The 25493-nt window shown below is 60.6% G+C and carries 34 protein-coding genes; 28 read left to right on the top strand and 6 right to left on the bottom strand.

Annotated features, from left to right (window positions below):
- Nucleotides 1-6: 6 nt before the first annotated feature.
- The 26 genes from rplB to ACX80Z_RS02410 all read left to right on the top strand — a co-directional run bounded on the left by rplB (nucleotide 7) and on the right by ACX80Z_RS02410 (nucleotide 15453).
- Complete coding sequence (gene rplB / locus ACX80Z_RS02535) at nucleotides 7-846, top strand: 50S ribosomal protein L2 (RefSeq protein WP_459314822.1); 840 nt, start codon at nucleotides 7-9, stop codon at nucleotides 844-846.
- Nucleotides 847-858: 12 nt separating this feature from the next.
- Nucleotides 859-1140 carry a 30S ribosomal protein S19 gene (rpsS, locus tag ACX80Z_RS02530; RefSeq protein ID WP_019481497.1) on the top strand — a complete coding sequence of 94 codons (282 nt, stop codon included), beginning with the start codon at nucleotides 859-861 and terminating at the stop codon, nucleotides 1138-1140.
- A gap of 38 nt (nucleotides 1141-1178) precedes the next feature.
- Entirely contained in the window at nucleotides 1179-1544 is a 366-nt protein-coding gene (gene rplV / locus ACX80Z_RS02525) for a 50S ribosomal protein L22 (protein ID WP_019481498.1), read from the top strand.
- Nucleotides 1544-2401, top strand: a complete 858-nt coding sequence (gene rpsC / locus ACX80Z_RS02520; protein WP_019481499.1) for a 30S ribosomal protein S3 — start codon at nucleotides 1544-1546, stop codon at nucleotides 2399-2401. The genes rplV and rpsC overlap by 1 nt, the downstream gene beginning before the upstream one ends.
- On the top strand, nucleotides 2402-2818 hold the full coding sequence (rplP, locus tag ACX80Z_RS02515; RefSeq protein WP_019481500.1) for a 50S ribosomal protein L16: 417 nt from the start codon (nucleotides 2402-2404) through the stop codon (nucleotides 2816-2818).
- A 2-nt stretch (nucleotides 2819-2820) separates the two neighbouring features.
- Nucleotides 2821-3171, top strand: coding sequence for a 50S ribosomal protein L29 (rpmC, locus tag ACX80Z_RS02510; RefSeq protein WP_459314820.1), 351 nt, complete (start codon nucleotides 2821-2823; stop codon nucleotides 3169-3171).
- Nucleotides 3168-3461: a 30S ribosomal protein S17 gene (gene rpsQ, locus ACX80Z_RS02505; protein WP_019481502.1), complete on the top strand. Its 294-nt coding sequence runs from the start codon at nucleotides 3168-3170 to the stop codon at nucleotides 3459-3461. The genes rpmC and rpsQ overlap by 4 nt, the downstream gene beginning before the upstream one ends.
- Before the next feature lie 287 nt (nucleotides 3462-3748).
- A complete protein-coding gene (gene rplN / locus ACX80Z_RS02500; RefSeq protein ID WP_019481503.1) occupies nucleotides 3749-4117 on the top strand; it encodes a 50S ribosomal protein L14 in 369 nt (122 codons plus the stop codon).
- A gap of 3 nt (nucleotides 4118-4120) precedes the next feature.
- Nucleotides 4121-4501, top strand: coding sequence for a 50S ribosomal protein L24 (rplX, locus tag ACX80Z_RS02495; RefSeq protein ID WP_019481504.1), 381 nt, complete (start codon nucleotides 4121-4123; stop codon nucleotides 4499-4501).
- Complete coding sequence (rplE, locus tag ACX80Z_RS02490; RefSeq protein ID WP_019481505.1) at nucleotides 4501-5076, top strand: 50S ribosomal protein L5; 576 nt, start codon at nucleotides 4501-4503, stop codon at nucleotides 5074-5076. Before rplX ends, rplE begins: the two co-directional genes overlap by 1 nt.
- A gap of 99 nt (nucleotides 5077-5175) precedes the next feature.
- On the top strand, nucleotides 5176-5574 hold the full coding sequence (gene rpsH, locus ACX80Z_RS02485) for a 30S ribosomal protein S8 (protein ID WP_019481506.1): 399 nt from the start codon (nucleotides 5176-5178) through the stop codon (nucleotides 5572-5574).
- A gap of 24 nt (nucleotides 5575-5598) precedes the next feature.
- Nucleotides 5599-6135, top strand: a complete 537-nt coding sequence (gene rplF, locus ACX80Z_RS02480; RefSeq protein ID WP_019481507.1) for a 50S ribosomal protein L6 — start codon at nucleotides 5599-5601, stop codon at nucleotides 6133-6135.
- A 2-nt stretch (nucleotides 6136-6137) separates the two neighbouring features.
- Complete coding sequence (gene rplR, locus ACX80Z_RS02475; protein ID WP_019481508.1) at nucleotides 6138-6521, top strand: 50S ribosomal protein L18; 384 nt, start codon at nucleotides 6138-6140, stop codon at nucleotides 6519-6521.
- On the top strand, nucleotides 6518-7267 hold the full coding sequence (gene rpsE / locus ACX80Z_RS02470) for a 30S ribosomal protein S5 (protein ID WP_019481509.1): 750 nt from the start codon (nucleotides 6518-6520) through the stop codon (nucleotides 7265-7267). Before rplR ends, rpsE begins: the two co-directional genes overlap by 4 nt.
- Nucleotides 7267-7479: a 50S ribosomal protein L30 gene (rpmD, locus tag ACX80Z_RS02465; RefSeq protein ID WP_019481510.1), complete on the top strand. Its 213-nt coding sequence runs from the start codon at nucleotides 7267-7269 to the stop codon at nucleotides 7477-7479. Before rpsE ends, rpmD begins: the two co-directional genes overlap by 1 nt.
- The gene (gene rplO / locus ACX80Z_RS02460; protein ID WP_019481511.1) at nucleotides 7479-7973 is read left to right on the top strand and encodes a 50S ribosomal protein L15; all 495 of its coding nucleotides are present in this window, start codon (nucleotides 7479-7481) and stop codon (nucleotides 7971-7973) included. The genes rpmD and rplO overlap by 1 nt, the downstream gene beginning before the upstream one ends.
- Nucleotides 7974-8168: 195 nt before the next feature.
- Nucleotides 8169-9482: a preprotein translocase subunit SecY gene (secY, locus tag ACX80Z_RS02455; RefSeq protein ID WP_026040899.1), complete on the top strand. Its 1314-nt coding sequence runs from the start codon at nucleotides 8169-8171 to the stop codon at nucleotides 9480-9482.
- Nucleotides 9479-10051 (top strand): adenylate kinase, encoded by a 573-nt coding sequence (locus ACX80Z_RS02450; RefSeq protein WP_019481513.1) that lies wholly within the window; start codon nucleotides 9479-9481, stop codon nucleotides 10049-10051. Before secY ends, ACX80Z_RS02450 begins: the two co-directional genes overlap by 4 nt.
- 7 nt (nucleotides 10052-10058) lie before the next feature.
- Nucleotides 10059-10880, top strand: coding sequence for a type I methionyl aminopeptidase (gene map / locus ACX80Z_RS02445; protein WP_019481514.1), 822 nt, complete (start codon nucleotides 10059-10061; stop codon nucleotides 10878-10880).
- Between the two features lie 198 nt (nucleotides 10881-11078).
- Complete coding sequence (gene infA, locus ACX80Z_RS02440) at nucleotides 11079-11300, top strand: translation initiation factor IF-1 (RefSeq protein ID WP_019481515.1); 222 nt, start codon at nucleotides 11079-11081, stop codon at nucleotides 11298-11300.
- A 73-nt stretch (nucleotides 11301-11373) separates the two neighbouring features.
- Nucleotides 11374-11487: a 50S ribosomal protein L36 gene (gene rpmJ / locus ACX80Z_RS02435; protein WP_024475611.1), complete on the top strand. Its 114-nt coding sequence runs from the start codon at nucleotides 11374-11376 to the stop codon at nucleotides 11485-11487.
- Nucleotides 11488-11660: 173 nt separating this feature from the next.
- Nucleotides 11661-12038: a 30S ribosomal protein S13 gene (gene rpsM / locus ACX80Z_RS02430; RefSeq protein ID WP_019481516.1), complete on the top strand. Its 378-nt coding sequence runs from the start codon at nucleotides 11661-11663 to the stop codon at nucleotides 12036-12038.
- 173 nt (nucleotides 12039-12211) lie between these two features.
- Nucleotides 12212-12613, top strand: a complete 402-nt coding sequence (gene rpsK, locus ACX80Z_RS02425) for a 30S ribosomal protein S11 (protein WP_019481517.1) — start codon at nucleotides 12212-12214, stop codon at nucleotides 12611-12613.
- A 165-nt stretch (nucleotides 12614-12778) separates the two neighbouring features.
- A complete protein-coding gene (locus ACX80Z_RS02420; protein WP_019481518.1) occupies nucleotides 12779-13789 on the top strand; it encodes a DNA-directed RNA polymerase subunit alpha in 1011 nt (336 codons plus the stop codon).
- Nucleotides 13790-13854: 65 nt separating this feature from the next.
- Nucleotides 13855-14499: a 50S ribosomal protein L17 gene (gene rplQ, locus ACX80Z_RS02415; protein WP_459314819.1), complete on the top strand. Its 645-nt coding sequence runs from the start codon at nucleotides 13855-13857 to the stop codon at nucleotides 14497-14499.
- Between the two features lie 24 nt (nucleotides 14500-14523).
- Nucleotides 14524-15453 carry a tRNA pseudouridine synthase A gene (locus tag ACX80Z_RS02410; RefSeq protein WP_459314818.1) on the top strand — a complete coding sequence of 310 codons (930 nt, stop codon included), beginning with the start codon at nucleotides 14524-14526 and terminating at the stop codon, nucleotides 15451-15453.
- Here ACX80Z_RS02410 and ACX80Z_RS02405 read toward each other — a convergent pair.
- Nucleotides 15450-16052: a prepilin peptidase gene (locus ACX80Z_RS02405; protein WP_459314817.1), complete on the bottom strand. Its 603-nt coding sequence runs from the start codon at nucleotides 16050-16052 to the stop codon at nucleotides 15450-15452. The genes ACX80Z_RS02410 and ACX80Z_RS02405 overlap by 4 nt on opposite strands.
- The gene (locus ACX80Z_RS02400) at nucleotides 16030-17622 is read right to left on the bottom strand and encodes a sensor histidine kinase (protein WP_459314816.1); all 1593 of its coding nucleotides are present in this window, start codon (nucleotides 17620-17622) and stop codon (nucleotides 16030-16032) included. The genes ACX80Z_RS02405 and ACX80Z_RS02400 overlap by 23 nt, the downstream gene beginning before the upstream one ends.
- A gap of 354 nt (nucleotides 17623-17976) precedes the next feature.
- On the opposite strand from ACX80Z_RS02400, the gene ACX80Z_RS02395 reads away from it, so the two are divergent.
- A complete protein-coding gene (locus tag ACX80Z_RS02395) occupies nucleotides 17977-18729 on the top strand; it encodes a response regulator transcription factor (protein ID WP_459314815.1) in 753 nt (250 codons plus the stop codon).
- Nucleotides 18730-18749: 20 nt separating this feature from the next.
- Here the strand turns inward: ACX80Z_RS02395 and ACX80Z_RS02390 are convergent, their stop codons facing one another.
- Complete coding sequence (locus tag ACX80Z_RS02390) at nucleotides 18750-19157, bottom strand: Hpt domain-containing protein (RefSeq protein ID WP_459314813.1); 408 nt, start codon at nucleotides 19155-19157, stop codon at nucleotides 18750-18752.
- Nucleotides 19158-19344: 187 nt separating this feature from the next.
- Between ACX80Z_RS02390 and ACX80Z_RS02385 the strand changes: the two genes are divergently transcribed.
- Nucleotides 19345-22203: a sensor domain-containing protein gene (locus tag ACX80Z_RS02385; protein ID WP_459314811.1), complete on the top strand. Its 2859-nt coding sequence runs from the start codon at nucleotides 19345-19347 to the stop codon at nucleotides 22201-22203.
- Here ACX80Z_RS02385 and ACX80Z_RS02380 read toward each other — a convergent pair.
- The 3 genes from ACX80Z_RS02380 to ACX80Z_RS02370 are packed head-to-tail and all read right to left on the bottom strand — an operon-like array spanning nucleotide 22187 to nucleotide 25380.
- Nucleotides 22187-23068, bottom strand: coding sequence for a type II secretion system F family protein (locus ACX80Z_RS02380; RefSeq protein WP_459314810.1), 882 nt, complete (start codon nucleotides 23066-23068; stop codon nucleotides 22187-22189). The two genes, ACX80Z_RS02385 and ACX80Z_RS02380, sit on opposite strands and share 17 nt — an antisense overlap.
- Before the next feature lie 42 nt (nucleotides 23069-23110).
- Entirely contained in the window at nucleotides 23111-24064 is a 954-nt protein-coding gene (locus ACX80Z_RS02375) for a type II secretion system F family protein (RefSeq protein WP_459314809.1), read from the bottom strand.
- Nucleotides 24061-25380 (bottom strand): CpaF family protein, encoded by a 1320-nt coding sequence (locus tag ACX80Z_RS02370; protein ID WP_459314808.1) that lies wholly within the window; start codon nucleotides 25378-25380, stop codon nucleotides 24061-24063. The genes ACX80Z_RS02375 and ACX80Z_RS02370 overlap by 4 nt, the downstream gene beginning before the upstream one ends.
- Nucleotides 25381-25493: the final 113 nt, after the last annotated feature.

Below are 25493 nucleotides of genomic sequence, written 5' to 3'. Positions count from 1 at the left end.
TGACACATGGCTATTCGTAAATACAAGCCAACAACGCCTGGCCGTCGCGGTTCAAGCGTTGCTGACTTCGCAGAAATCACTCGGTCGACACCGGAGAAGTCCCTGGTGCGTCCCCTCCCTAAAAAGGGTGGACGTAACAACACCGGCAAGATCACGACCCGTCACAAGGGTGGTGGCCACAAGCGCCAGTACCGCCTGATTGACTTCCGTCGCCACGACAAGGACGGCGTTGACGCCCGCGTTGCTGAGATCGAATACGATCCCAACCGCACGGCTCGCATCGCGTTGCTCCACTACGTTGACGGCACCAAGCGCTACATCGTTGCACCTAACCACCTGAAGCAGGGCGACATGGTGGAAGCCGGTTCCGGTGCTGACATCAAGCCAGGCAACAACCTGCCACTGCGTAACATCCCGGTTGGTACCGTGATTCACGCTGTGGAACTGCGTCCAGGCGGCGGGGCCAAGATGGCTCGCTCGGCCGGTGCGTCAGTACAGCTGGTTGCCAAAGAGGGCCGCTTCGCGCAGCTCCGCCTCCCATCCGGTGAAATCCGCAACGTGGATGTTCGCTGCCGGGCCACCATCGGTGAAGTTGGAAACGCAGAACAGTCCAACATCAACTGGGGCAAGGCCGGCCGCATGCGCTGGAAGGGCGTCCGCCCAACCGTTCGTGGCGTTGCCATGAACCCGGTTGATCACCCACATGGTGGTGGTGAAGGTAAGACCTCTGGTGGCCGTCACCCGGTGAACCCGAACGGTAAGGCCGAAGGCCGTACCCGCCGCAAAAACAAAGAGAGCGACTCACTGATTGTGCGTCGCCGTCGTTCCGGCAAGAACAAGCGATAGGAGCCTGGAGACATGCCACGCAGCCTGAAGAAAGGCCCCTTCGTCGATCAGCACCTTTTTGTGAAGGTAGCTCGTGAAAACGACAAGGGCACCAAGAACGTCATCAAGACGTGGTCCCGCCGCTCAATGATCATCCCCGACATGCTGGGGCACACGATCGCCGTGCACGACGGGCGCAAGCACATCCCGGTGTTTGTCACAGAGTCAATGGTCGGGCACAAGCTCGGCGAATTCGCTGCGACGCGGACCTTCCGCGGCCATGTAAAGGACGACCGCAAGGGCAAGCGCCGCTAGGCGCTGCTCGAGCGGCAGAAGACGAGAGAAGGAAAGCAATGGAAGCCAAGGCAGTTGCGCGTTTTTCGCGTGTCACGCCTATGAAGGCCCGGCGCGTCGTCAACCTGGTTCGTGGAAAGCAGACGAATGAGGCTCTGGCAATACTGAAGTTCGCCCCGCAGGCAGCTTCAGAGCCGGTATTCAAGGTAGTACAGTCGGCGGTCGCCAACGCCCGTGTCCTCGCGGACCGGGACGGCATCGCATTCGACGAAGATAACCTGTTCATCAGCGAGGCATTTGTTGATGAAGGCCCCACGATGAAGCGGTTCCGACCGCGCGCCCAGGGCCGTGCATTCCGCATTTTGAAGCGGACTAGCCACATCACAGTTGTAGTAGCCACCCCTGAGAAAGCGCAGGTCCGCTAGTGGGACAGAAAGTAAACCCGCATGGGTTCAGGCTCGGTATCACCACGGACCACCGTTCGCACTGGTTTGCCGACAGCAACAAGCCAGGTCAGCGGTACAAGGACTATGTCCGCGAGGACATCAAGATCCGTCAGCTTATGGCGACGGGCATGGATCGCGCCGGCATCGCCAAGGTAGAGATCGAGCGCACCCGTGACCGTGTTCGTGTGGATATCCACACTGCACGTCCCGGCATCGTTATCGGCCGCCGCGGCGCCGAAGCAGACCGCATTCGCGGCGAGCTGGAGAAACTGACCGGCAAGCAGGTTCAGCTGAACATCCTCGAGGTCAAGAACCCCGAGATGGAAGCTCAGCTTGTTGCCCAGGGCGTTGCTGAGCAGCTCTCCTCACGCGTGGCATTCCGCCGGGCGATGAAGAAGGCTATGCAGTCGGCACAGCGTGCAGGAGCGAAGGGCATCCGTGTCCAGTGTTCCGGCCGTCTGGGTGGCGCAGAAATGAGCCGTTCCGAGTTCTACCGTGAAGGCCGTGTGCCCCTGCACACCCTCCGCGCGAACATCGATTACGGCTTCTTCGAAGCCAAGACCACCTTCGGCCGTATCGGCGTGAAGGTCTGGATCTACAAGGGCGACATCACCGCCAAGGAGCTTGCAGCCCAGGCTGCAGCTGCACCGTCCCGCGGACGCGGCGGCGGAAGCGACCGTCCGAGCCGTGGCCCAGCTGGCGCTGACCGCGGCGGAGACCGCGGTGCAGACCGTCGTCGTCGTAACCCGGCCGGTTCCGCTCCTACCGAGGCGCAGGCAACTGCCGCACCGGCTGAAGCTGCAGCTCCGGCAGCAGCGGAAGGAGGACAGGCTTAAATGCTTATCCCTCGTCGAGTCAAGTTCCGTAAGCAGCACCACCCGGGTCGTTCCGGCGCTGCAACCGGTGGCACTGAGGTCAGCTTCGGTGAGTGGGGTATCCAGGCACTGAGCCCGGCTTACGTCACGAACCGTCAGATTGAAGCTGCACGTATTGCCATGACCCGCCACATCAAGCGTGGCGGCAAGGTCTGGATCAACATTTATCCCGACCGCCCACTGACCAAGAAGCCTGCTGAAACCCGTATGGGTTCCGGTAAGGGTTCCCCAGAATGGTGGGTATCCAACGTCAAGCCGGGTCGGGTTCTTTTCGAACTCTCCGGTGTATCAGAAGAGGTAGCCCGCGAAGCATTGCGCCTAGCAATCCACAAGCTGCCGTTGAAGGCACGCATTGTGCGTCGTGAAGGTGGTGAGTAGACATGGCTATAGGTTCAAAGGAACTGACATCCGAGCAGTTGGACGGCTTCGATCGTGATCGCCTGGTCGAAGAACTCCGCAGGGGTAAGGAAGAGTTGTTCAACCTTCGCTTCCAGTCCGCTACGGGTCAGTTGGAAAATCACGGGCGTTTGCGCTCAGTGAAGCGCGATATCGCACGCCTGTACACGGTGATGCGTGAGCGTGAGCTCGGCATTCGGCCTGACTATGTTGCTCCCGTTGAGGAAGCAAAGCCTGAAAAGGCCAAGAAGTCCAAGAAGGCCTCCACCAAAGACGCCCCGGATGCGGGCACGCCTGACGCAGGCACCGAGGCTTCTAAGGAGGACGCCAAGTGAGTGAACAGAAGAGTGAAGCAACGACGTCGGACGATCTGGCCCGCGGCTACCGTAAGACCCGTCGTGGCTACGTAGTCTCGGACAAGATGGAAAAGACCATCACGGTCCAGGTTGAGGACCGGGTGAAGCACGCACTGTACGGCAAGGTTCTTCGCCGCAGCACCAAGGTCAAGGTCCACGATGAAGAGAACACCGCCGGCATCGGCGATCACGTTCTCATCAGCGAGACCCGCCCGCTGTCCGCTACCAAGCGGTGGCGTCTGGTCGAGGTAATCGAGCGCGCCAAGTAGGCTCCCGCAAGGGAACCAGCTGTTACGACTGGGCCCCGGAGGTGATATCGCACTGCGATTTCACCTCCGGGGCACTTTCGCGATAAGATGAAAATCTTGTCTGTCCGGTGGGTTAGAGGTATGAGCTTCCACACCGGCGATTGAGACAAAAGCCCGATAATCTTGTTCAGCATTCTTTGCGCAGGCGTGTTCGCGCCCGCGCAGGCTGAGGACCAGTATTACGGGGCCAACCCATATCCGTTCCGCAAGGCTCGTATAGAGAACCAGCGCGACGACAGGAGTAATAAGTGATTCAGCAGGAGTCGCGACTTAAGGTCGCCGACAACACGGGTGCCAAGGAAATCTTGACAATCCGTGTTCTCGGTGGATCTGGACGTCGCTACGCAGGCATCGGCGACGTCATTGTCGCCACCGTCAAGGATGCAATTCCCGGCGGTAACGTAAAGAAGGGCGACGTCGTCAAGGCGGTTATCGTCCGCACCAAGAAGGAACGCCGCCGCGCGGATGGTTCCTACATCAAGTTTGACGAGAACGCTGCGGTGATCTTGAAGACAGACGGCGACCCACGCGGTACGCGTATCTTCGGTCCCGTCGGTCGCGAACTCCGCGACAAGCGCTTCATGAAGATCATCTCGCTAGCGCCGGAGGTGCTCTAATCCATGGGAGCGAATAAGACAGTGAAGTTCAAGATCAAGAAGGGTGACCTGGTACAGGTCATCAGCGGAGCCAAGCAGGAACGCGGCGGAGACCGCGGCAAGCAGGGCAAGGTTCTGAAGGTATTCCGGGAGAACAACCGGGTCCTCGTCGAGGGAATCAACCGCGTCACCCGCCACACCAAGGTTGGACAGTCGCAGCGCGGCTCGAAGACCGGCGGCATCGAGGTCATTGAAGCCCCCATCCACATCAGCAATGTTGCAGTGGTTGACCCCGAGACCAACAAGCCAACCCGCGTTGGCTACCGCATCGATACCGTCGAAAAAGACGGTAAAGAGCGTACGGTCCGGATTCGTGTCGCCAAGGCATCAGGGAAGGATCTCTAATGACTACCGAAGCCGTAGAGACAAAGATCTCCCCGCGCCTGAAGACGCGCTACGCCGCTGAAATCAAGTCCGGACTGCAGGAAGAATTCGGTTACACCAACGTCAACCAGGTTCCACGCCTGGTCAAGGTTGTTGTGAACATGGGTGTTGGAGATGCCGCCAAGGACTCCAAGCTCATTGATGGTGCTGTACGCGACATGACCCAGATCACCGGTCAGAAGCCTCAGGTCACCAAGGCCCGCAAATCCATCGCTCAGTTCAAGCTGCGCGAGGGAATGCCAATCGGCTGCCACGCAACTCTTCGTGGCGACCGGATGTGGGAATTCGTTGACCGTCTGGTGTCACTGGCACTGCCCCGTATCCGCGACTTCCGTGGCCTTAGCGGCCGCCAGTTCGACGGAAACGGCAACTACACCTTCGGACTCACGGAACAGTCAATGTTCCACGAGATCGACCAGGACAAGATCGATCGCGTACGTGGCATGGACATCACCGTTGTCACCACCGCAAAAACCGATGACGAAGGTCGCGCACTGCTCAAGGCGCTCGGCTTCCCGTTTAAATCCGAAGATTAATCTAACTACGTTCCAGGTCCGTACCGGGCAGGGCAGGGCGCAAGTCCAACACCCTAAACCGGGCCCCGGAAACCGTTACGAGGAAGGGCAAGAGCCCACATGACAATGACAGATCCTGTGGCAGACATGCTGACACGTCTGCGCAATGCAAACTCCGCATACCACGACACCGTGAGCATGCCATACAGCAAGCTCAAAGCTCGCGTCGCCGACATCCTCAAGGCTGAAGGCTACATCGCAGGCTGGAAGGAAGAGGAAGCGGAGGTTGGCAAGAAGCTGACCATCGACCTCAAGTTCGGTCCTGAGCGCCAGCGTTCAATCGCCGGCATCCGCCGCATCTCCAAGCCCGGACTCCGTGTTTACGCGAAGTCCACCAACCTGCCGCACGTGCTGGGTGGTCTTGGTATCGCAATCCTGTCCACGTCCTCCGGACTGCTGACAGACCGCCAGGCATCCAAGAAGGGCGTGGGTGGGGAAGTCCTCGCCTACGTCTGGTAGCCGGAACAGAGAAGGAGTAAACACATGTCACGTATTGGACGTCTCCCCATCTCCGTTCCCGCGGGTGTTGAGGTAAAAATCACCGGAAACGTGGTCTCCGTCAAGGGAGCCAAGGGCGAGCTGAGCCACACCGTGCCCAGCCCAATCCTGGTGGATCTCGACGAGAGCACACTGACCGTCACCCGGCCCAACGACGAGCGCGAATCGCGTTCGCTGCACGGCCTGACACGCACGCTGATCTCCAACATGATCACCGGCGTCACTGACGGATACAAGAAGAACCTGGAAATTGTCGGCACCGGTTACCGCGTGCAGGCTAAGGGTTCCGACCTGGAGTTCGCACTGGGCTTCAGCCACCCGGTCGCCGTCAAGGCACCGGAGGGCATCACTCTGACCGTTGAGGGACCTACCAAGGTTTCCGTCTCCGGCATCAGCAAGCAGCAGGTCGGCGAAGTCGCCGCAAACATCCGCAAGCTGCGGAAGCCGGACCCCTATAAGGGCAAGGGCGTGCGCTACGCAGGCGAAGTTGTTCGCCGTAAAGTCGGAAAGTCTGGTAAATAATCATGGCTATCAGCATTAATAAGAAGCGAAGCTCGAAGAGCAAGTCCGCCCAGCGTGGACGCCGCCACCTCCGTGTGCGTAAGCGCATCACCGGAACAGCGGTCCGCCCGCGTCTGGTAGTCAACCGGTCTGCACGTCACATGTTCGTTCAGGTTGTCGACGACGGTCTGGGTGTCACGGTTGCTTCGGCATCGACCCTCGAAGCCGATCTGCGTGCATTCGACGGCGACAAGACCGCCAAAGCTAAGCGCGTGGGCAACCTCGTAGCAGAGCGTGCCAAGGCCGCGGGAATCGAAGCAGTAGTCTTCGACCGCGGCGGCAACAAGTACCACGGCCGTATTGCCGCCATCGCTGATGGCGCCCGCGAAGGTGGGTTGGCACTGTGACCGAGGAAAACAATGCAAAGGAACCTGAATTGAGTACAGGTACTGAACAGCCTGCCGCTGCAGCTCCGGCCACAGAGGCACCCGCAACGGCAGCAGCCGACGACCGCAAGGGCGGTGCCCGCGGAGAACGTGGTGGCCGCAACAGCGGCGCCGGCGGCCGTGACGGTGGCCGTGGCGGTCGCGACGGCGGCCGTGGTGGCCGTGACGGTGGCCGCGGCGACGACAAAGACAAGTTTGTCGAGCGCGTGGTTGCCATCAACCGTGTGTCAAAGGTAGTCAAGGGTGGACGGCGTTTCAGCTTCACCGCCCTGGTTGTCGTTGGCGACGGTAACGGAATGGTCGGCGTCGGTTACGGCAAGGCCAAGGAAGTTCCGTCAGCTATCGCAAAGGGCGTTGAAGAGGCCAAGAAGTCCTTCTTCAAGGTCCCCCGCATCGGTGGTACGGTTCCTCACCTGGTTCAGGGCGAAGCTGCCGCAGGCGTAGTCCTGCTCCGCCCAGCCTCCCCAGGTACCGGCGTTATCGCCGGTGGCCCGGTGCGTGCTGTGCTGGAATGCGTCGGCATCCACGACGTTCTGTCCAAATCACTCGGTTCTTCGAACGCCATCAACATTGTTCACGCAACTGTTGACGCGCTGAAGCGGCTGGAAGAGCCTCAGGCAGTAGCGGCCCGTCGTGGGTTGCCGCTGGATCAGGTGGCTTCCTCGTCGATGCTGCGCGCAATGCAGGAACAAAAGGCAGGTGCGTAATGGCAACTCCCAAGCGCGTGTTAGTAAGCTCAGCGAAGCTTGAAATCACCCAAATCAAGTCCGTCATTGGCGGCAAGCAGAACCAGCGCGACACCCTGCGGTCCCTCGGCCTCAAGCGCATCGGACACACAGTTGTCCGTACCGCTGATGCCGTTACCGTTGGCATGGTCAACACGGTTCCGCACCTCGTGAAGGTTGAGGAGGCCAACTAATGGCAGAGAAGAATGTGGCAGCAGCCACGGTCAATCCGGACAACGAGCGCGTTCACGCGCTCAAGGTCCACCACCTGCGTCCCGCCCCTGGAGCGAAGACCGCCAAGACCCGCGTGGGCCGTGGCGAAGGCTCCAAGGGTAAGACTGCAGGACGCGGTATGAAGGGAACCAAGGCCCGTTACCAGGTCAAGGCAGGCTTCGCAGGCGGACAGCTTCCCCTGCACATGCGCCTTCCTAAACTGCGTGGGTTCAAGAACCCATTCCGGGTCGAGTTCCAGGTTGTAAACCTGGACAAGATCTCGGAGCTCTACCCCAACGGTGGCGAGGTGTCGGTCGACAGCCTGGTCGCCAACGGTGCGGTTCGCAAGAACCAGCCCGTGAAGGTACTGGGCACCGGCGATATCACCGTCAAGGTCGATGTCACCGTGCACGCGTACTCGGCTAGCGCTGCAGAGAAGATCACTGCAGCCGGCGGTTCGGTCACCGGACTCTAATTCAGAGCCGCTGTGATCTACCCGATCTAGCAACTAGACTCTTGGTGGGCCGGAACATTCCGGCCCACCAAGAGTTTTTTTACAGCCAAGTAGGCTTACCTAGCCGCCCCCGGGTCCGACGCACCGGGTTTCAACCGTTAGACTCGGTTGTTGTGTATCTGTCCGCCATGGACACCAAGACCTTCAGGAGGACGCTTGCTTAGCGCTATTGGCCGGGCTTTCCGGACGCCAGACTTGCGGCGCAAGCTGTTGTTCACGCTTGGAATCATCACCATCTTCCGCCTGGGTGCCTTCATCCCCGCGCCCGGTGTTGACTACGGCAATGTTCAGCAGTGTTTGCAGCTCGGCAACACCGAGGGCGGTCTCTACGAGTTCGTGAACCTCTTCAGTGGTGGCGCTCTCCTGCAAGTGTCCATCTTCGCTCTGGGCATCATGCCCTACATCACGGCGAGCATCATCACCCAGCTCCTCCGCGTGGTCATCCCGCGGTTCCAGGAGCTGCATCAGGAAGGCGCGCAGGGGCAGTCAACGCTGACCCAGTACACGCGTTACCTGACCATCGCGTTGGCCTTGCTCAACGCGACCACGCTGGTTTCCCTGGCCCGATCGGGAGCCCTGCTGGGTGACTGTCCAGTGCCGATCATCCCGGATGACAGCATCATCACCATCCTGCTTTTGATCCTGACCCTAACTGCCGGCACCGGCCTGATCATGTGGATGGGTGAACTCATCACCGAGCGTGGAGTCGGCAACGGCATGTCACTGCTCATCTTCACCGCCATCGCTGCAGGCTTCCCAACCTCTCTGGGCGAGATCCTCCGCACCCAGGGCTGGACGGTGTTCGTGGCAGTGATCGCCATCGGTCTGGTGGTGGTGGCACTGGTGATCTTTGTTGAGCAGTCGCAGCGTCGAATCCCCGTGCAGTACGCCAAACGGATGGTTGGTCGACGCACGCTCGGGGGAAGCAGTACCTACATCCCGATCAAGGTGAACATGGCCGGCGTCATCCCGGTGATCTTCGCGTCGTCGATGTTGTACCTGCCAAGCCTGATCGCGCAGTTCAACACACCCACCGACGGCCAGACCCCGCCGCCGGAATGGGTCAACTTCATCACCACCTACCTCGCCAACGGCGACCACCCGCTGTACATGGCTCTCTACTTCGCCATGATCGTCTTCTTCACCTACTTCTACGTAGCAATCACGTTCAACCCGGACGAGGTTTCGGAGAACATGAAGAAATACGGTGGGTTCATTCCGGGCATCCGTGCGGGGCGGCCGACGGCCGAGTACCTGCAGTACGTGTTGTCCCGCATCACCCTCCCGGGCGCCCTTTACCTCGGCCTGGTAGCACTGATCCCGTTGATCGCGCTCGTGCTGATCAACGCAAACCAGAACTTCCCGTTCGGTGGTGTTTCAATCCTCATCATGGTGGGTGTTGGACTCGAAACGGTGAAGCAGATCGACGCCCAGCTTCAGCAGCGTCACTACGAAGGGTTGTTGCGATGACACGCATGCTCATAATTGGTCCTCCCGGATCCGGCAAAGGCACACAGGCTTCGCGGATCTCCGAGCGGCTAGGCGTCGTCGCGATTTCTACCGGAGACATATTCCGGGACAACGTGAAGCGCGAGACTCCACTTGGCCTGGAGGCCAAAAAGTACATGGACGCCGGAGACTTCGTACCAGACAGCGTCACCAACTCGATGGTGCGGGATCGTCTGAAGGAAGACGATGTCCGCGAGGGGTTCCTCCTCGACGGCTACCCGCGCACACCAGCGCAGGTGGTGGAACTGGATGACATCCTCAAGCAGAACGAGCTCACCCTCGACGCCGTTCTGCAGCTCACGGCCCCAGACGAGGAACTGATCCGTCGCCTGACCGGGCGCGCCGAGCTGGACGGCCGCAGCGATGACAACGAAACCGTCATCCGCCACCGGCTCGACCTGTACCACGAGCAGACCGAAGAGGTTGTCTCGCAGTACGAGGGGCGCGGCATCGTCAGGCGGGTCGACGGTATCGGAGCCATCGACGAAGTCACCGAACGAGTTGTCGGCGCCCTGAACGGCACCCGGTAGATTGACGATGTTCCGCCAGTCGAAGGTCGAATACAAGAACAACCAGCAGATCCGCATCATGCGGAAGGCCGGGTTGATCCTTTCGGCAGCGCTGGATGAGGCCGTAGCCGCTGCCGCGGTGGGCGTGACCACCCGCGAACTCGACGACGTGTTCGCTGGTGTCTTGAAGGCTTCGGGAGCAACGTCCAACTTTCTGGGTTACCACGGGTTCCCCGCATCGATCTGCGCATCGGTGAACCATGAGGTTGTGCACGGGATCCCAGGGGACTATGCGCTGCAGGACGGAGATATCCTCTCCATTGATGGTGGCGCCATCGTGGACGGCTGGCATTCAGACTCCGCCCGCTCGGTGATTGTCGGACAGGCGCGCGCCGAGGACCAGCGGCTGTCCGACGCGACAGAGTCGGCCATGTGGCATGGGATCGCCGCGCTGGCGAACGCTCGGAATGTCGGCGACGTGGGCAACGCTATTGACGACTACGTCTCCGGGCTTGATGGCGCTCCGTTAGGGATCCTGCAGGACTATGTTGGGCATGGCATCGGGACCGCCATGCACCAGCCGCCCGACGTGCTCAACTACCGCAGTGGACACCGCGGTCCCAAGGTCAAGCCAGGGCTGTGTCTGGCGATAGAGCCAATGCTTGTTCTTGGTGGCCTGGAGACAACTTTGCTCGACGACGACTGGACCGTTGTCACCACTGACGGCAAGCGGTCATGTCAGTGGGAGCACACCGTGGCGGTGCACGACGGCGGCATCTGGGTGCTCAGCGCCGAAGACGGGGGAGCGGCCAAGCTCGCGCCCCTGGGCGTCACGCCCGTCGCGCTCTGATTCCCGGGCCTCAGATTTAACATTTCACAGCTGTTAGCGTAGAGTTGCCTGTTGGTTGTCTCTACTCGTGTGCCCATTTAGGGTGCCACGTGTGCACGGTCCGGTAACCCGAATCTGTTGCTGCGCTGGGAGTAGGTCAACGATCACAACCCCAATCGCCAACCGCGTAAGTGGCTGGCATAGACGTTAGCGGAGGATATGGCCAAGAAAGACGGTGTCATTGAGATTGAAGGCACTGTGAACGAGGCTCTGCCCAACGCGATGTTCCGCGTTGAGCTGGCAAACGGTCACATTGTCCTCGCCCACATCTCGGGAAAAATGCGTCAGCACTATATTCGGATCCTTCCTGAGGACCGGGTGGTAGTGGAGCTTAGCCCTTACGACCTCACACGAGGCCGTATCGTCTACCGCTACAAATAAGGAATTCTCCCGTCCTGCCTCAGGATAGGGAGTGTAGTTACAGCACAATCTGCAAACAACGCAAAGGAAAACCATGAAGGTCCAGCCGAGCGTCAAGCGGATCTGCGATAAGTGCCAGGTGGTTCGCCGCAAGGGCAACGTACTCGTAATCTGCGAAAACCCGCGCCACAAACAGCGTCAGGGCTAGTTCTTCTCTTCAGGAGAAGCACCACCCACGCGCTGCAGTAGTACAACCATAAAGGCAGAGCAGTTCCCACGATCAGTGGGAGCACACCCCCGGGCACGGAGGCCGGGGAGCTGAGATTCTCAGCAGGCCGCTCTGTCTCAGACCTCCAGAAACACCAAAGGAGAACCGCCACTATGGCACGTCTCGCTGGCGTAGACATTCCCCGCGAAAAGCGGGTAGTGATAGCGCTTACCTATATCTATGGCGTGGGCAAGACCCGTGCAGACCAGACGCTGGCAGAAACCGGGATCAGCCCGAATACGCGCGTCAAGGACCTCAGTGACGCGGAGCTGCTGCAGCTGCGTGACTACATCGAAGTCAACTACAAGGTCGAAGGTGACCTCCGCCGTGAGGTAGCCGCCGACATCCGCCGGAAGGTGGAGATCGGAAGCTACGAAGGCATCCGGCACCGCCGCGGTCTTCCTGTACGCGGACAGCGTACGAAGACCAACGCGCGTACCCGTAAGGGCCCCAAGCGCACCGTGGCCGGCAAGAAGAAGGCCGCGCGCTAGTCCCTGGCAGCTCCCTAACCTGACTCGCTAGCGCTCGTCCGGCCAGGGAATCCGGCGGCCATGGGCCCACCCACTGGCTTCCTCATCAGGCGGCCCAGGATTGGTTCCATAGCTCGCCTTCGCCAGGCCCTCAGGTCCCGGCACCTCACCCATCACCTTTCGTAGGAGAAGCAATGCCCCCCAAGACTCGTGGAGCGGTACGTAAGCCGCGTCGCAAGGATAAGAAGAATATCGCGCTTGGACAGGCGCACATCAAGAGCACCTTCAACAACACCATCGTGTCCATCACGGACCCGTCAGGAGCAGTTATCTCCTGGGCCTCCGCCGGTGAAGTTGGATTCAAGGGCTCTCGTAAGTCAACCCCGTTCGCCGCTCAGATGGCAGCCGAGGCTGCCGCCAAGCGTGCGCAGGAACACGGCGTCAAGAAGGTCGACGTTTTCGTCAAGGGCCCAGGCTCAGGACGCGAAACAGCTATCCGCTCGCTGCAGGCCACTGGCCTGGAGGTTGGCTCCATCCAGGATGTCACCCCCAGCGCCCACAACGGTTGCCGGCCTCCGAAGCGTCGCCGCGTCTAATTAGCTTTTACGGTGCGAATGCCGCGCTGAATGATTCCACTACCCGGGATTGTTCAGGGCGGCGTTCGACACCGATCCCCAAGCTAATAAGCGTTGCTTGCTAGCTGTCCCTTTCCACCATTTGTGTTGCGTCATATAGCGGATGCTCCCTGAAAGGAAATGTAAGTGCTTATTGCACAGCGCCCCACCCTGACTGAAGAAGTCGTCGCCGACAACCGCTCACGGTTCGTCATCGAGCCGCTTGAGCCCGGTTTCGGCTACACCCTCGGAAACTCACTCCGCCGCACCCTGCTTTCCTCGATCCCGGGTGCAGCTGTAACCAGCATCCGTATCGACGGTGTACTGCACGAGTTCACCACGGTTCCTGGTGTCAAGGAAGATGTCACCGAGATCATCCTGAACATCAAGAACCTGGCCGTGTCTTCCGAGCACGACGAGCCAGTTGTCGCCTACCTGCGCAAGCAGGGTCCCGGCGTCGTCACCGCGGCGGACATTGCACCGCCAGCCGGTGTCGAGTTCCACAACCCGGATCTGCACATCGCCACCCTGAACTCGAAGGGGAAGTTTGAACTCGAGCTGACCATCGAGCGTGGGCGTGGCTACGTGTCGGCCTCACAGAACAAGTCCGGCGACTCGGAGATCGGCCGCATCCCGGTCGACTCGATCTACTCGCCGGTCCTGAAGGTCACCTTCCGGGTCGAAGCAACCCGTGTTGAGCAGCGCACCGACTTCGACCGTCTGATCGTCGACGTCGAAACCAAGGACGCCATCGCCCCCCGCGATGCAGTAGCCTCGGCCGGTACCACCCTGGTGGAACTGTTCGGACTGGCTCGTGAGCTGAACACCGCCGCCGAAGGCATCGAGATTGGCCCATCGCCAACGGACGCTGCCCTGGCAGCCGACATGGCGCTGCCCATTGAAGATCTCGAGCTGACTGTTCGGTCATACAACTGCCTCAAGCGTGAGGGTATCCACACCGTGGGTGAACTCGTTGCGCGCTCCGAGGCCGACCTGATGGACATCCGGAACTTCGGTGCCAAGTCGATCGATGAGGTCAAGGCCAAGCTGGTTGAGCTGGGTCTGTCCCTGAAGGATTCCCCTCCAGGGTTCGACCTCGCGGCTCGCGCAGCAGCCATTGAAGAAGACGACGCCGCATACAGCGACGACGAGCTCTAACAACGTTAGAAAGACCTGTCCGCCGCTGGTAGCGGCGGACAGGACCACTTAGAGGAGAAACAATCATGCCCACACCAACAAAGGGCCCACGTCTCGGAGGCGGTCCGGCGCACGAACGCCTGATGCTCGCCAACTTGGCCGCCTCACTGTTCGAGCACAAGCGCATCACCACCACGGTGACCAAGGCGAAGAGGCTTCGCCCCTACGCCGAGCGCCTGATCACCTTCGCGAAGAAGGGGGATCTCGCCTCACGTCGTCGCGTCCTGGGCGTCATCAGCAGCAAGAGCATCGTCCATGAGCTGTTCACGGACATCGCTCCTGCCGTTGCCGAGCGCGAAGGTGGCTACACCCGCATCACCAAGATCGGTAACCGTAAGGGCGACAACGCCCCGATGGCCGTCATCGAACTGGTTCTGGAGCCAATGTCAGCGAAGCAGTCAGTCGTTGCAGAAGCCGAGCAGTCCAAGGCGAACGCAGCTCCAGCCGCTCCGGTAGAGGCAGACTCACCAGACTCACCAGACTCACCAGAGTCAGCGGATTCAGCGGATTCGCCAGAGTCAGCTGACTCGGTCGATTCAGCAGATTCAGCAGATTCAGCATCGTCCGCCGAAGAGGTCGCCGCTGAGGACACCAACGTCAGCGCCGAGGCCGGCGCCGATGAGGTTGTTGTAGTCGAAGAAGGCACCACCGAAGACGACGGCAAGAAGTAATTCTTCCGCATCTGAATAAGCACCATGACTGAGCAAAAGCCCGCTGTCCTTCGTGAGGACAGCGGGCTTTTGCGTGTCCGGCTCGATCTTGCCTACGATGGAGCGTCCTTCTCCGGGTGGGCCCTGCAACCTGGGTTGCTCACCGTACAGGGAGCGGTCGAGGCAGGGCTCGCAACGCTGTTGCGCCGTCCCGCTCGGCTGACGGTCGCGGGGCGCACCGATACCGGCGTCCACGCCCGCGGTCAGGTGGCTCATGTGGATCTCACTCCAGCGGAATGGTTTGGTCTCAGCCGCGGCAAGGAGATGACCCCGGAAACGGCAATGATGCGCAGGCTGGGAGCCACGATCAGCCGTGAACTCAACAAAGTCGACCGGCAGCGCCACCAGGTGCCCGCCGTCGTCGTTCTGAAGGTAGGGCTGGCCCCCACCGGGTTCGATGCCAGGTTCTCGGCGCTGTGGCGTCGTTACAGCTACCGGATCGCGGACCGTCCCGAACTGAGGGACCCCTTGGTCCGCGGCGTGACGCTCTGGCACCCCGACGAGCTGCAGGTCGACCGGATGAACGACGGCGCCCGGCTGCTCCTCGGCCTGCAGGACTTCCGCTCCTTTGTGAAACCGCGGCCCGGCGCGACGACTGTCCGCGAGTTGCAGCGGTTCGACTTCAGCCGCGGCGACGACGGCGTCATCACCGCGGCCATTCAGGCTGACGCCTTTTGCCACAACATGGTGCGTGGGCTTATCGGCTCCACGTTGCGTGTGGGTGTGGGGGAGAAAGACCCCGAGTGGCTCTTCGAACGGCTCACCGCGCGCAGCAAGGAGGCTCGCTCGGTGCTCGCTGCCCCTCACCCGCTGGTCCTCGAAGAGGTCCGGTACCCCGACGACGACGCCATCGGGACCCGCGCCGAGGAGACCCGTGCGCGGCGGGACGGTACTGTGACGGGGCTACGGAGCTAACCGAACGCGACGATCGCAGCGAAGCACGCGGCGAGCATCGGCGGTCCAAACGGGAAGACCGAACGGGCCGACGCTTTGGTGAAGAGAAGCAGGAAGATACTAATGAGGCCGCCGAGGAGGAAGCCGCCGAGCAGGGTTGCCAGCCAGGTGGTCAGTCCGGCATAACCTCCGTAGAGACCGAGCACCGCGGCGAGCTTCACGTCGCCCATCCCGAGGCTGCCCGGTGAAACAAGTGCAAGCACAAGGTAGATGCCGAACATGGCAGCACCGCCCAGGGCCGCGCCGGCCAGCCGGTTCCAGTCCCCGGACAGGCCACTGGACACCAGGAGAAGGACCAGCGTGGTGGCCGCGAACGGCAGCAATAGCGCGTTCGGCAATAGCCGGGTGCGCAGGTCGATAACGGCCAGCACTACTCCGAACAGGGGCAGCAGGATGAACGCGGGGGTCTCGGGTGCCCACCCGAACCGCACGAGAACTGCGCCGACCAGCAACGCCGTCACAGCCGCGGTCACGATGCGGGCAGCGCGTGGCAAAGCCAGGACCTCGCTGCCAACAGATTCCCTGATCGTCATCCGGTCAGCCAACGACTGCCGGCGCATGGGCCATGGTTGTCGGCAGACTGACAGTGAACTTTGTACCGGTTCCCAGCGAGCTCGAGCAATGAATCGTGCCGCCGTGGCCTTCGACAATTGCCTTGGTGATGGCCAGGCCCAAACCGACCCCGGGGATCGCCGATTCCCTTGCGCTGTGAGCGCGAAAAAACCGACCGTAAATCAGGGCTGTCTCGTCCGGGGTCATACCTATTCCGCAGTCCTCGACTTCCAGCAGGACTTTTCCCTCGCCCGCATGCGCCCGGACAGTGACGGCTCCACCATCGGGCGAGTATTTGATGGCGTTCGAGAGCAGGTTATCTACCACCTGGCCCATCCTCATTGGATCGGCGATGGCCCACAGGCACTGAGGTACCTCCGAAACGAGTGTGATTCCGGCGTTGGTCGCGTGCGTTCGGGCCGACCGTATCCGGGAGCTCAGAAGAGCCGTCAGCTCGGTCGGCTTGGCATGCAGGTTGATCGAAGCGGAGGCTGCCGACAGGAGGTCCGAAACCAGGATGGAGAGGCGTTCAGCGTTCCGTCTGGCGATGGCCAGGGACTCACGGGTATGCGGGGTCAGGACGTCCGGGGACTCAAGTACCAGGTCGAGATGGCCGAGAATGGAGGTGAGTGGTGTGCTGAACTCGTGCGTGACATTGGCGACGAAGTCCTCCTTCACCGTCAGCGCCTTCACCAGGTCGGTGACGTCCGTGAAGACGATGACCGAGCCGGTGAACTCCCCGCCGTTACCAGTCATCGGCCGGGCTGCTGTGGACACCGCCCGTTGACAGTCTCCCTCGCCGAACCAGAGGAGGTTATTGGAGAAGGATTCGCCCTCGGCGGCCCGGCGAATGGGGTGCAGCGATTCGGGTAGGGGAGTGGATCCCTTGCTTCCGAAGAACCTGATGTCTTCGTCGCAGTCTTGGGGTGACGCTCCCTGCTGGAACAGTTGCTGCTGCCGGTTGGACAGCAAGGTCCTTCCTTCCGTATCGACGGCGAGGACGCCGACGTCGACCGTGTCGAGGATGGCAGCGAGGAGTCTCTCGCGATCACCGCTTTGTGCCTCAAGGGCTAACACCTCATCGGCCTTTTGCTGTAACTCCAGCCGTTGCATCCGCATCTGGAGCGTGAGGACTCTCATCACGAGGAAAAGTGCGAGCGTCATGGTCGGGAGCAACAGGGTGTCCACCAAGGATGCATAAGTGGTGGTGGAGTCCAGTAAATAGGGGAAAAGGACAATGAGGTAGGGTCCAACGAAGCTGACTATCGCGGCCAGCAGTGGCATCAGACCGGACGCAGCCAGCCAGACGACAGGGAAGGCCGCAAGCGCGCCCAGGCCAGGGACGATGTCGACGGCGCCGTTCCGGCAGAGCAAAATGGCTACAAAATCCAGGATGGGGATGGCAAGCATTGCCCCTGTTGGTAGGCGCCCCCACGGAATCAGGAAACACGCCGCGAAAAGAGCAATTGTCAGGACTAGTCCTGCGAGAAAGAGTCCGCTCAGCAGCAAATCTGGATTCAATAACGGTGCGGTGCCGGCAATAATTACGACCGCAATCGTCAGGGGCAATTGGTGCATTGCCGCCTTTTTGCGAGGGTTGAAGACCCCTTCGAACCGTCCGAATCCGGGCAGCCACAAGCGCTCAGGCTTAGCCGAGTGTCCGGAATCATGGCGAGAGTATTCGGTTGTCGGCTTCCCCAGGCCGTCGTAACGCATGCGCCCATTATCTCCTAACAATAGGTGTTGCCCATCCTCGCACCGGGAATCACGCAAATTGATACGCAGTCGAGACGGTCTGCGTATTCAAACTAAGCAGACTCCGCAGCAAAGAGTATGCTGGGGGACCGAGCGGAAGTAATGTGAAATGCGGGGGAACGTATCCTTTACAGCCCAATGGCCTAGCGGCCAGACGAGCCGACAATAGGGAATGATATGAGCGATCCCGGAGTTGCAGTGGTCATCGAAGACGATGCCGATGTGCGAAACCTGGTCGATGCTGTCCTCACCCAATCTGGATTTGAAGTTCATTCGGCGGGCTCCGGCCGCGAAGGGGTCGAGCTGGTCGGCAAACATAACGCGACCATTGTGACCCTCGATGTGGGCCTTCCGGATATCGACGGGTACGAGGTGCTCCGCAGGATCCGGCAGTCGAGTAATTGCTACGTTCTGATGCTTACGGCTCGAACCGACGAACTGGATACCCTGACTGCACTGCAATCAGGTGCGGATGATTTCATCACCAAGCCTTTCCGCCCACGGGAACTCCGGGCGCGGGTAGCCGCAATGCTCCGTAGGCCACGGAACCCCGATGCAACAGGGGAGGGCAGTGCTCCGACTCTCGACGAAGGGGAATCGGGGGTGCTGCTGCACAATGGGCTGGCGCTCAACCACGAAACCCGGACTGCGACGTTGGCAGGGAACAAACTCAGCCTCACACGCAGTGAGTTCGACTTGCTGCACGATCTCCTGCGAAGCGGTGGATCAGTCCGTACCAAAGCGAATCTGGTCCGGGTTGTCAGGGGTCACCACTACCGGGACGACGCCTATATCAGTGATGCCGACGAGCGGGCGGTAGAGGTCCATATGGGCAACCTCCGCCGCAAGCTGGGCGAGGATACGCGCGAACCCAGGTGGTTGTTGACCGTCCGCGGGGTTGGCTACAGGTTGGCGCCCAAGCGAACCTGATCCAGCGGCCAGCATTCGTCTTACCCGGGAACAGCCTCAGAGCAAAGAGCCAGTTCGCGGATCGTTTGGATGCCGCACGCTTCCACGAGCGGAAGGATGTCGGCGGCTTCGATCAGGTCGTTGAGCCGGACTGATTCCTCAAGGGCGGAAGCCAGGCTGGCGAGCCGCGCTGCCCCGACCATCATTGCGCTGGTTCTGACGCTCAGCACCGCTTCCATAGCGGCGGCGTGGTCACGACGGGAAACGGTGTCCGCTAGCCGGATAAACCTCTCATCCCAAACATGGATGAAGTCGAGGATGAATGCCTTGACGGCCGACGGGTTTTCGAGCTGATCTGCAAGGGCCAGTAAGGTGTTTTGATCGATGAGGGGGACGCGGCCCTGTGGCGAAAATATCAGGGGCAGCACTGAGCGATTGGTGCGGTACATTCCGCCACCGTGTAAACCGTCCTCACCGCTTTAGGCACGGCGCAATTTGCAGGGATCATTTATTGAGAGTACTTCGATCGCCTTTATTTCGGTCAATAGTTTGGGTTACACTGCGCAAAAGCTGCGTTATTCCTTTGCCAAGTCCGTTTATGGTAGGCCCGACCGGTGGTTGGCATAGGCTGTGATGATGACCACGTACCGACCCTCGGTCCCGGCCGACGGCAATCCCGCGCAGCGGCCGCGGGCGGGGTTGCGTGAAACCCTTGACGCGCTGCCGGTGGCGGTAGCGCTACTGGATGTGGATGGCGTGATCTCGGCGGTGAATCGGGAATGGGAGCGTTTTCCTCAGCCCTTCGCCGGTATCGCAGCACCGGTCGCCGGGGTGTCCTACCTGACGGAGTGTGTCGCGGCGGCAGCGGAAGGTGACAGCGCCGCCGTCGAAGTTTCAGCTGGTCTCCACGCTGTCTTGAGCGGGGTCCATCAAAACCTTGCACTTGAGTATCCGTCTCAGGGCGGTGAACGCTGGATTCGCACGCGCATCTGCAGGAGTGACAGCGGCGGTCTGGTTGTCACCCACATCGACATCACGCCGCAGCGAGTGGCCCAGCTGGAAAGCTCCTTCCAAGCGTCGCTGCTCGACGCCGTCGGGCAATCAGTAGTCGCAATTGATTTACAAGGGCGGATTACCTATTGGAACGATGCCTCGGCGCAGATGCTGGGGTGGAGCGCGGGGGATGCGGTTGGCCGGCACTTCGCGGATCTCGCCCTGTTCGACAACGGGCCCAAGGCCGCGGCGATCATTGCCCAGGTATCGTCGGGAAAGCCGTGGTCTGGTGAGCACTGGACCAAGCACAGAAGCGGTCGCCGCCTGTCCGTCTACTCGACAATCACCCCGCTCTATGACAAAGCCGGGCAGGTAATCGCGGTGATTGATGTCTCCACGGACACGACCGAATCGAATCGCGCCCAGGCTGAAATGGGCCGGCTGTCGAGTCTGGTCGAATTCTCGAACGATGCGATCAACGGTGCAACCCTCGAGGGGATTATCACTAGTTGGAATGCAGGAGCTGAGCGGATCTACGGTTATTCGCCGGAGGAAGTGATTGGCCGTAGCGTGCTGATGCTCTCGCCGGAGGAACGTACCGGTCCGGATGAGGAGCTACGCGACAAGCTTCGGCGGGGGGAGCCCGTGATCGGCCAGCTGGTTCGGGGTATGCGGAAAGATGGATCGCTGTTAGACATTTCGCTCACGCTATCCCCGATGTATGACGAGCAGGGACAATTGGTCGGTTCTTCTGCGGTCGCCCGTGATGTGTCTGAGATCAACAGGCTGCGCGCCGCTTCTGAACTGGAGCGGGACCGGCTGGCAGCTGCCCAGGAAATGGCCCACGTTGGGTCCGTGGAGTGGGATGCCCATGCCGACCGGGTCTGGCGGTCTGACGAATATTGCAGGATCCATGGACTGCCGGTTACGGCGGAGGGCTCGCGCGGGCCACTGTTGAGTGCGGTGCACCCGGAGGACCGCGACCGTATTGCCCTCCTGTGGAAGGACTTGATGGACCATGGGACGTCAGTCGATTTCACCTACCGTGTGGGAGGCCAGGGCGGGAACGTGCGATGGGTTTACGCCCGGGCAGTTCTTGAGCGGGACGACGACGGCGAGCCGGTCAAGATGTTGGGGACGGCGCTGGATATCACCGAGCGGAAGCTGGGGGAACAGGCGCTAGAACGGCTGGCGTTCAGGGACCCGCTGACCGGCCTGGCGAACCGGGCGCTGCTCACGGAGAGCATTCAGGAGGCTCTGGCCGAGTGCGCGCTGAGAGGCTCACAGGTTGGAGTGCTCTTCCTCGACGTAGACCGCTTCAAGGTCATCAACGACGGACTGGGCCACGCTGCGGGGGATAGCCTTTTGGTCCAGCTGTCGTCCCGGTTGCTGGGCACTGTTCGACCTGAGGACACACTGGCCCGTTTCGCTGGTGACGAGTTCGTCATTGTCTGCGCGGATATGACCGAGGACAGCGCGACGAAACTGGCCCGCCGGATCCGCGCAGCAGTGCAAATACCGTTTGAGCTTCTGGACCGGGAAGTGTTCGTGGATGTCAGTATCGGCATCGCAATCTCCTCTGCCAATGACACCCCGGAATCCTTGCTGCACAATTCCGATGCCGCAATGTATCGGGCCAAGGTGAGCGGGAGGAACAAGGCAATCGTCTTTGACGAGGCAATGCACCGGCGAGCGGCGTTGCGGCTGGCCGTCGAGACCGAGCTGCCGCGTGCAATCGAACGCGATCAATTGCAGGTTCATTACCAACCGGTGATCGATGTGGCGAACGGTAAACCAGTTGGATTTGAAGCCCTGGTGAGATGGCAACACCCGGAACACGGGCTGATTGGGCCTGACTCGTTCATTCCGGTCGCTGAAGAAACCGGTCAGATTGTTCCGATCGGGTTATGGGTGCTCAACCAGGCTCTCCAGCAGGTGAAGTGGTGGAAGGCGAACCTGCCCGGTGCGGAAAAATGGCGGATGGCGGTGAATCTTTCGGCGCGGCAACTGCAGGACGCAGGCCTTCACTCAGCAGTGGGCACCGCCATTCGGGCGGCGGGGATTGAACCGTCGGCAGTGATCCTGGAAATCACCGAATCTGTCCTGATGGGCGACGCCGACCAGTCACTAAAAACGCTGACCAAACTCCGCAGCCTCGGGATTGGCATTGCCGTTGATGACTTTGGCACCGGCTACTCCTCATTGAGTTATCTCAGACGCTTTCCCGTCACATCATTGAAAATTGACCGGTCATTCATCGACGGTCTGGGTGGTAGCGACGTGCACGCCGGCCCGATTGTGGAAGCCATTGCCGCGATGGGGCAGGCTCTGGGTCTACGGGTAGTGGCTGAAGGGGTGGAGACCGCTGAGCAACTGGACGAGCTGTCCCGGATGCAGGTGCCCATTGCGCAGGGGTACCTGTGGTCGCCAGCTCTGCCAGCGGATCAGGTGCCCGCCTGGTTCGCCGCGCACCAGACGCGGTCGGCTACTGGGTTACGGTGAGGAAAACGTTGATCCCTGCGGGTCCTAGCAGGACAATAAACAACACCGGCAGAATGCAGACCATCAAAGGGAATAGCACTTTTACTGGGATCTGCATCGCCTTTTCCTCTGCGCGTTGGCGTCGTTTCAATCGCATCTCGCTTGCCTGCACCCTCAGCACGGCCGAGATAGATATGCCGTAACGGTCGGCCTGCACAATCGCGTTGACGAACTTACGCAGGTCAGGTGAATTGGTGCGTGCGAGCAGTGCGGCATAGGCCTCTCGACGTCCCATCCCCAGCTGCATATCCTGCAGGGTGCGCACCAGTTCTGCCGCGAGCGGGCCCTTCCCATTCTGGCCAGCACGGGCCATCGCGGAGTCAAACCCGAGCCCCGCCTCGACAGCGATGGTCATTTGGTCGAGGGTGTCCGGGAGCTCTAGTGCAAGGGCCGTCTGGCGTTCGGTTCCCTTGCTGTAGACCAGCAAGTCGGGCACGAAGTAGGCGACAGCAGTCGCAGCAACGGCAAGCAGGATAGTTCTGCCGCTAGGTGCACCCCCGGCATACAGAATGCTCAAGATCCCCACGATGACGGCGAGGGTTATCTTGGCGGTAACGAGGCGCTTCAAAGGCCAGGGCTGGGGCCGCCCGGCGAGTGCTAGCTGCCGATCAAGCTTCGCGACGAGGACATCAGGCGTGAACCGGCTGGCGATGACCTCAAAACGACCGTCAGTTTTTTTCGTCGTTTTTGATTCGCCGGCGATGCCTCGCGTGAGGTTGGCCTGCATGGCCTTCCTACCCGGTGTCCGATGGCCGACGATTGACCAGAGAAATAGCGGAATCGCGACGAGTATCGCGCTGATTGCAAGGACTACCAAAGGTGCCATTGGGATACTCCTTCCTCGCTTGTGATTTTCATAGGCCAATCGTCAAAACTTGAATGAAACGACTTTCTTCAACCAAAGTGCACCTACGGCCAACAGAATGAGAGAAACGCCCATTAGAACAAATCCAATCGGATGACTGAACATTGGGTCCATATAGCCGGGGCTCAGCACCATCAGGGTGCCACCAAGGACAAGAGGCAAGCCCATAAGGATGACGGCTGACAACTTGCCCTCAGCACTGAGTGCCTGGACTTGACGGCGTATCTGGTTGCGCTCGCGAATGGTTTGACCCACTTGATCTAGAACGGTGGCCAGATTTCCACCTACCTCGCGGTGAATCGCAATCGCCTGCGCTACCCAGGAAAAGTCCTCGGACTGCATCCGCATGGCCGCATCATCCAGAGCTTCTCCAAGATCCCGGCCGAGTCTGGTCTCGTTGATGATTCGGGTGAATTCCTCCGTGGTAGGTGCCTCGGAATCGGCTGAAACAGCATCAATGGCACGCAGCAGACTGTGCCCGGCTCTAAGCCCGCCAGCGAGCAGTTGGAGTGTGTCATCCAATTGATCAGCGAACTGTTTCCGACGGCGTGCCGTGAGCAGGCCGAGGCCAACCTTGACTAGAACTGGCACGGCGACGGCGAACATAATCGCGATGAAGGGACCAGACAGGACCAACCCGACGCACGCGGCTAGTACAGCACCCACCCCTGTGAGCACCACGAAATCGGCAGGGCGCATCTTCAGTCCCGCGTCTTCGAGCTTTCCCGCGATCCCTGCCATGAGGTTGCGGCTCTTGAGGAGGCTATCGACTACACCGGTCGTCAGCGAAGCCAGTTGCGTCAGCTGAACCGATGAAGGGGTGGCAGTAGCCTTGGTGCGATTGAGGGTATTTCGTGGTTTGCGGGGGATGATGACAAGGAATATTGCTGAGGCGATAGCCGCGAAACACGCCACTATCCCGAGAAGAAGCTGGGTAATTGGTGGCTCGGGGGTCACCGGTCATTCCTGCCATTGAGCGGGGAACCGAAAACGCTCGGAGAGAGTTCGATGCCGAGATCCCGAAACCGGTCGGTGAATTTGGGTCTCACCCCGGTCGCGACGGGCGTTCCTCGGAAACGACCGTTCGAATCAACGCCCGCACTGTAGTCAAACACGAAAGCGTCCTGCAGGGTCACAATTTCTCCCTCCATGCCCTGGACCTCGGTCACATGGGTGACTCGGCGGGTGCCGTCGCGCAAGCGTGTCAGCTGAACAATTACATCCACGGCAGCAGCGATCTGTTCCCTTACCGCGCGTAGTGGAAGGTCCATGCCTGCCATCAGGACCAGGGTCTCAAGGCGCGCGATGGCGTCGCGGGGGGAGTTGGAGTGCACGGTGGATAGCGATCCGTCGTGCCCGGTATTCATGGCCTGCAGCATGTCGAGGGTCTCACCACCGCGTACCTCACCGACCACAATTCGGTCCGGGCGCATACGCAGTGAATTGCGGACTAGGTCGCGGATGGTAACCTCGCCCTTGCCCTCGATGTTGGTGGGTCTGCTCTCCAACCGGACCACGTGATCCTGTTGCAGTTGCAGTTCGACCGCGTCCTCGATTGTCACGATCCTTTCCCCTTCGGGAATGAAGGAAGACAAAACGTTCAGCAGGGTAGTTTTTCCTGTTCCAGTACCGCCCGAGACAATAATGTTCAGTCGTGCCTTGACGCACGCGTCGAGGAGTTCAGCCATGTCCGGCGATAGGGTGCCGAAGCCGATCAGGTCGTGAACCTGAAACGGGTCCGTAGCGAACTTACGGATGGTCAGTGATGATCCGTTGACAGCCAGCGGGGGGATGACGGCGTTAACGCGGGAGCCATCAGCAAGGCGTGCGTCTACCAGCGGAGAGGACTCGTCGATCCGTCGCCCCACGCGGGAGACAATACGTTCGATTACCTTTCGTAGATGCTCTTCGGAAGCAAACCGGACGCCACTGCGGGTCAGCTTTCCATTGTGTTCGACATAGATCATGTTCGGGCCGTTGACCATGATTTCGGTGACGTCTTCATCGTCGAGTAAATGTTGCAAAGGGCCATAGCCCAGCACATCATCGCTGACCCCACGGATGAGCCGTTGCCGCTCCTCCTTTGAAAGGGGTACTTCCTCCTCCTCGACCACTTGGGTGAGTTCTTCCTGCACCAGGGCGTGAAGCTGTTCCTCGGTCAGGGCCGAGTCGAGTAGCCGGTTACCTAAACGCTCGAACAGGATGGTTCCGGCCCGGTCCTTCAGCTTGGCTAGGGCGTCCCTTGCGGGTGCGGGGGCCGCAGAAGCGGGCATGTTCTGCCTCGGTGGCTGACTAGGTGGCTTCTTGCCTTGAGGTGCACCCGGCTGCGGTTTTGCGGGTGTCGCCCGACTCTGCTCTGGCGCGGTAACGGCCTCCGCACCCCCGG

This window comes from Arthrobacter sp. TMT4-20, assembly GCF_054510775.1.
This window is presented reverse-complemented; position numbering and strand designations above follow the sequence as displayed.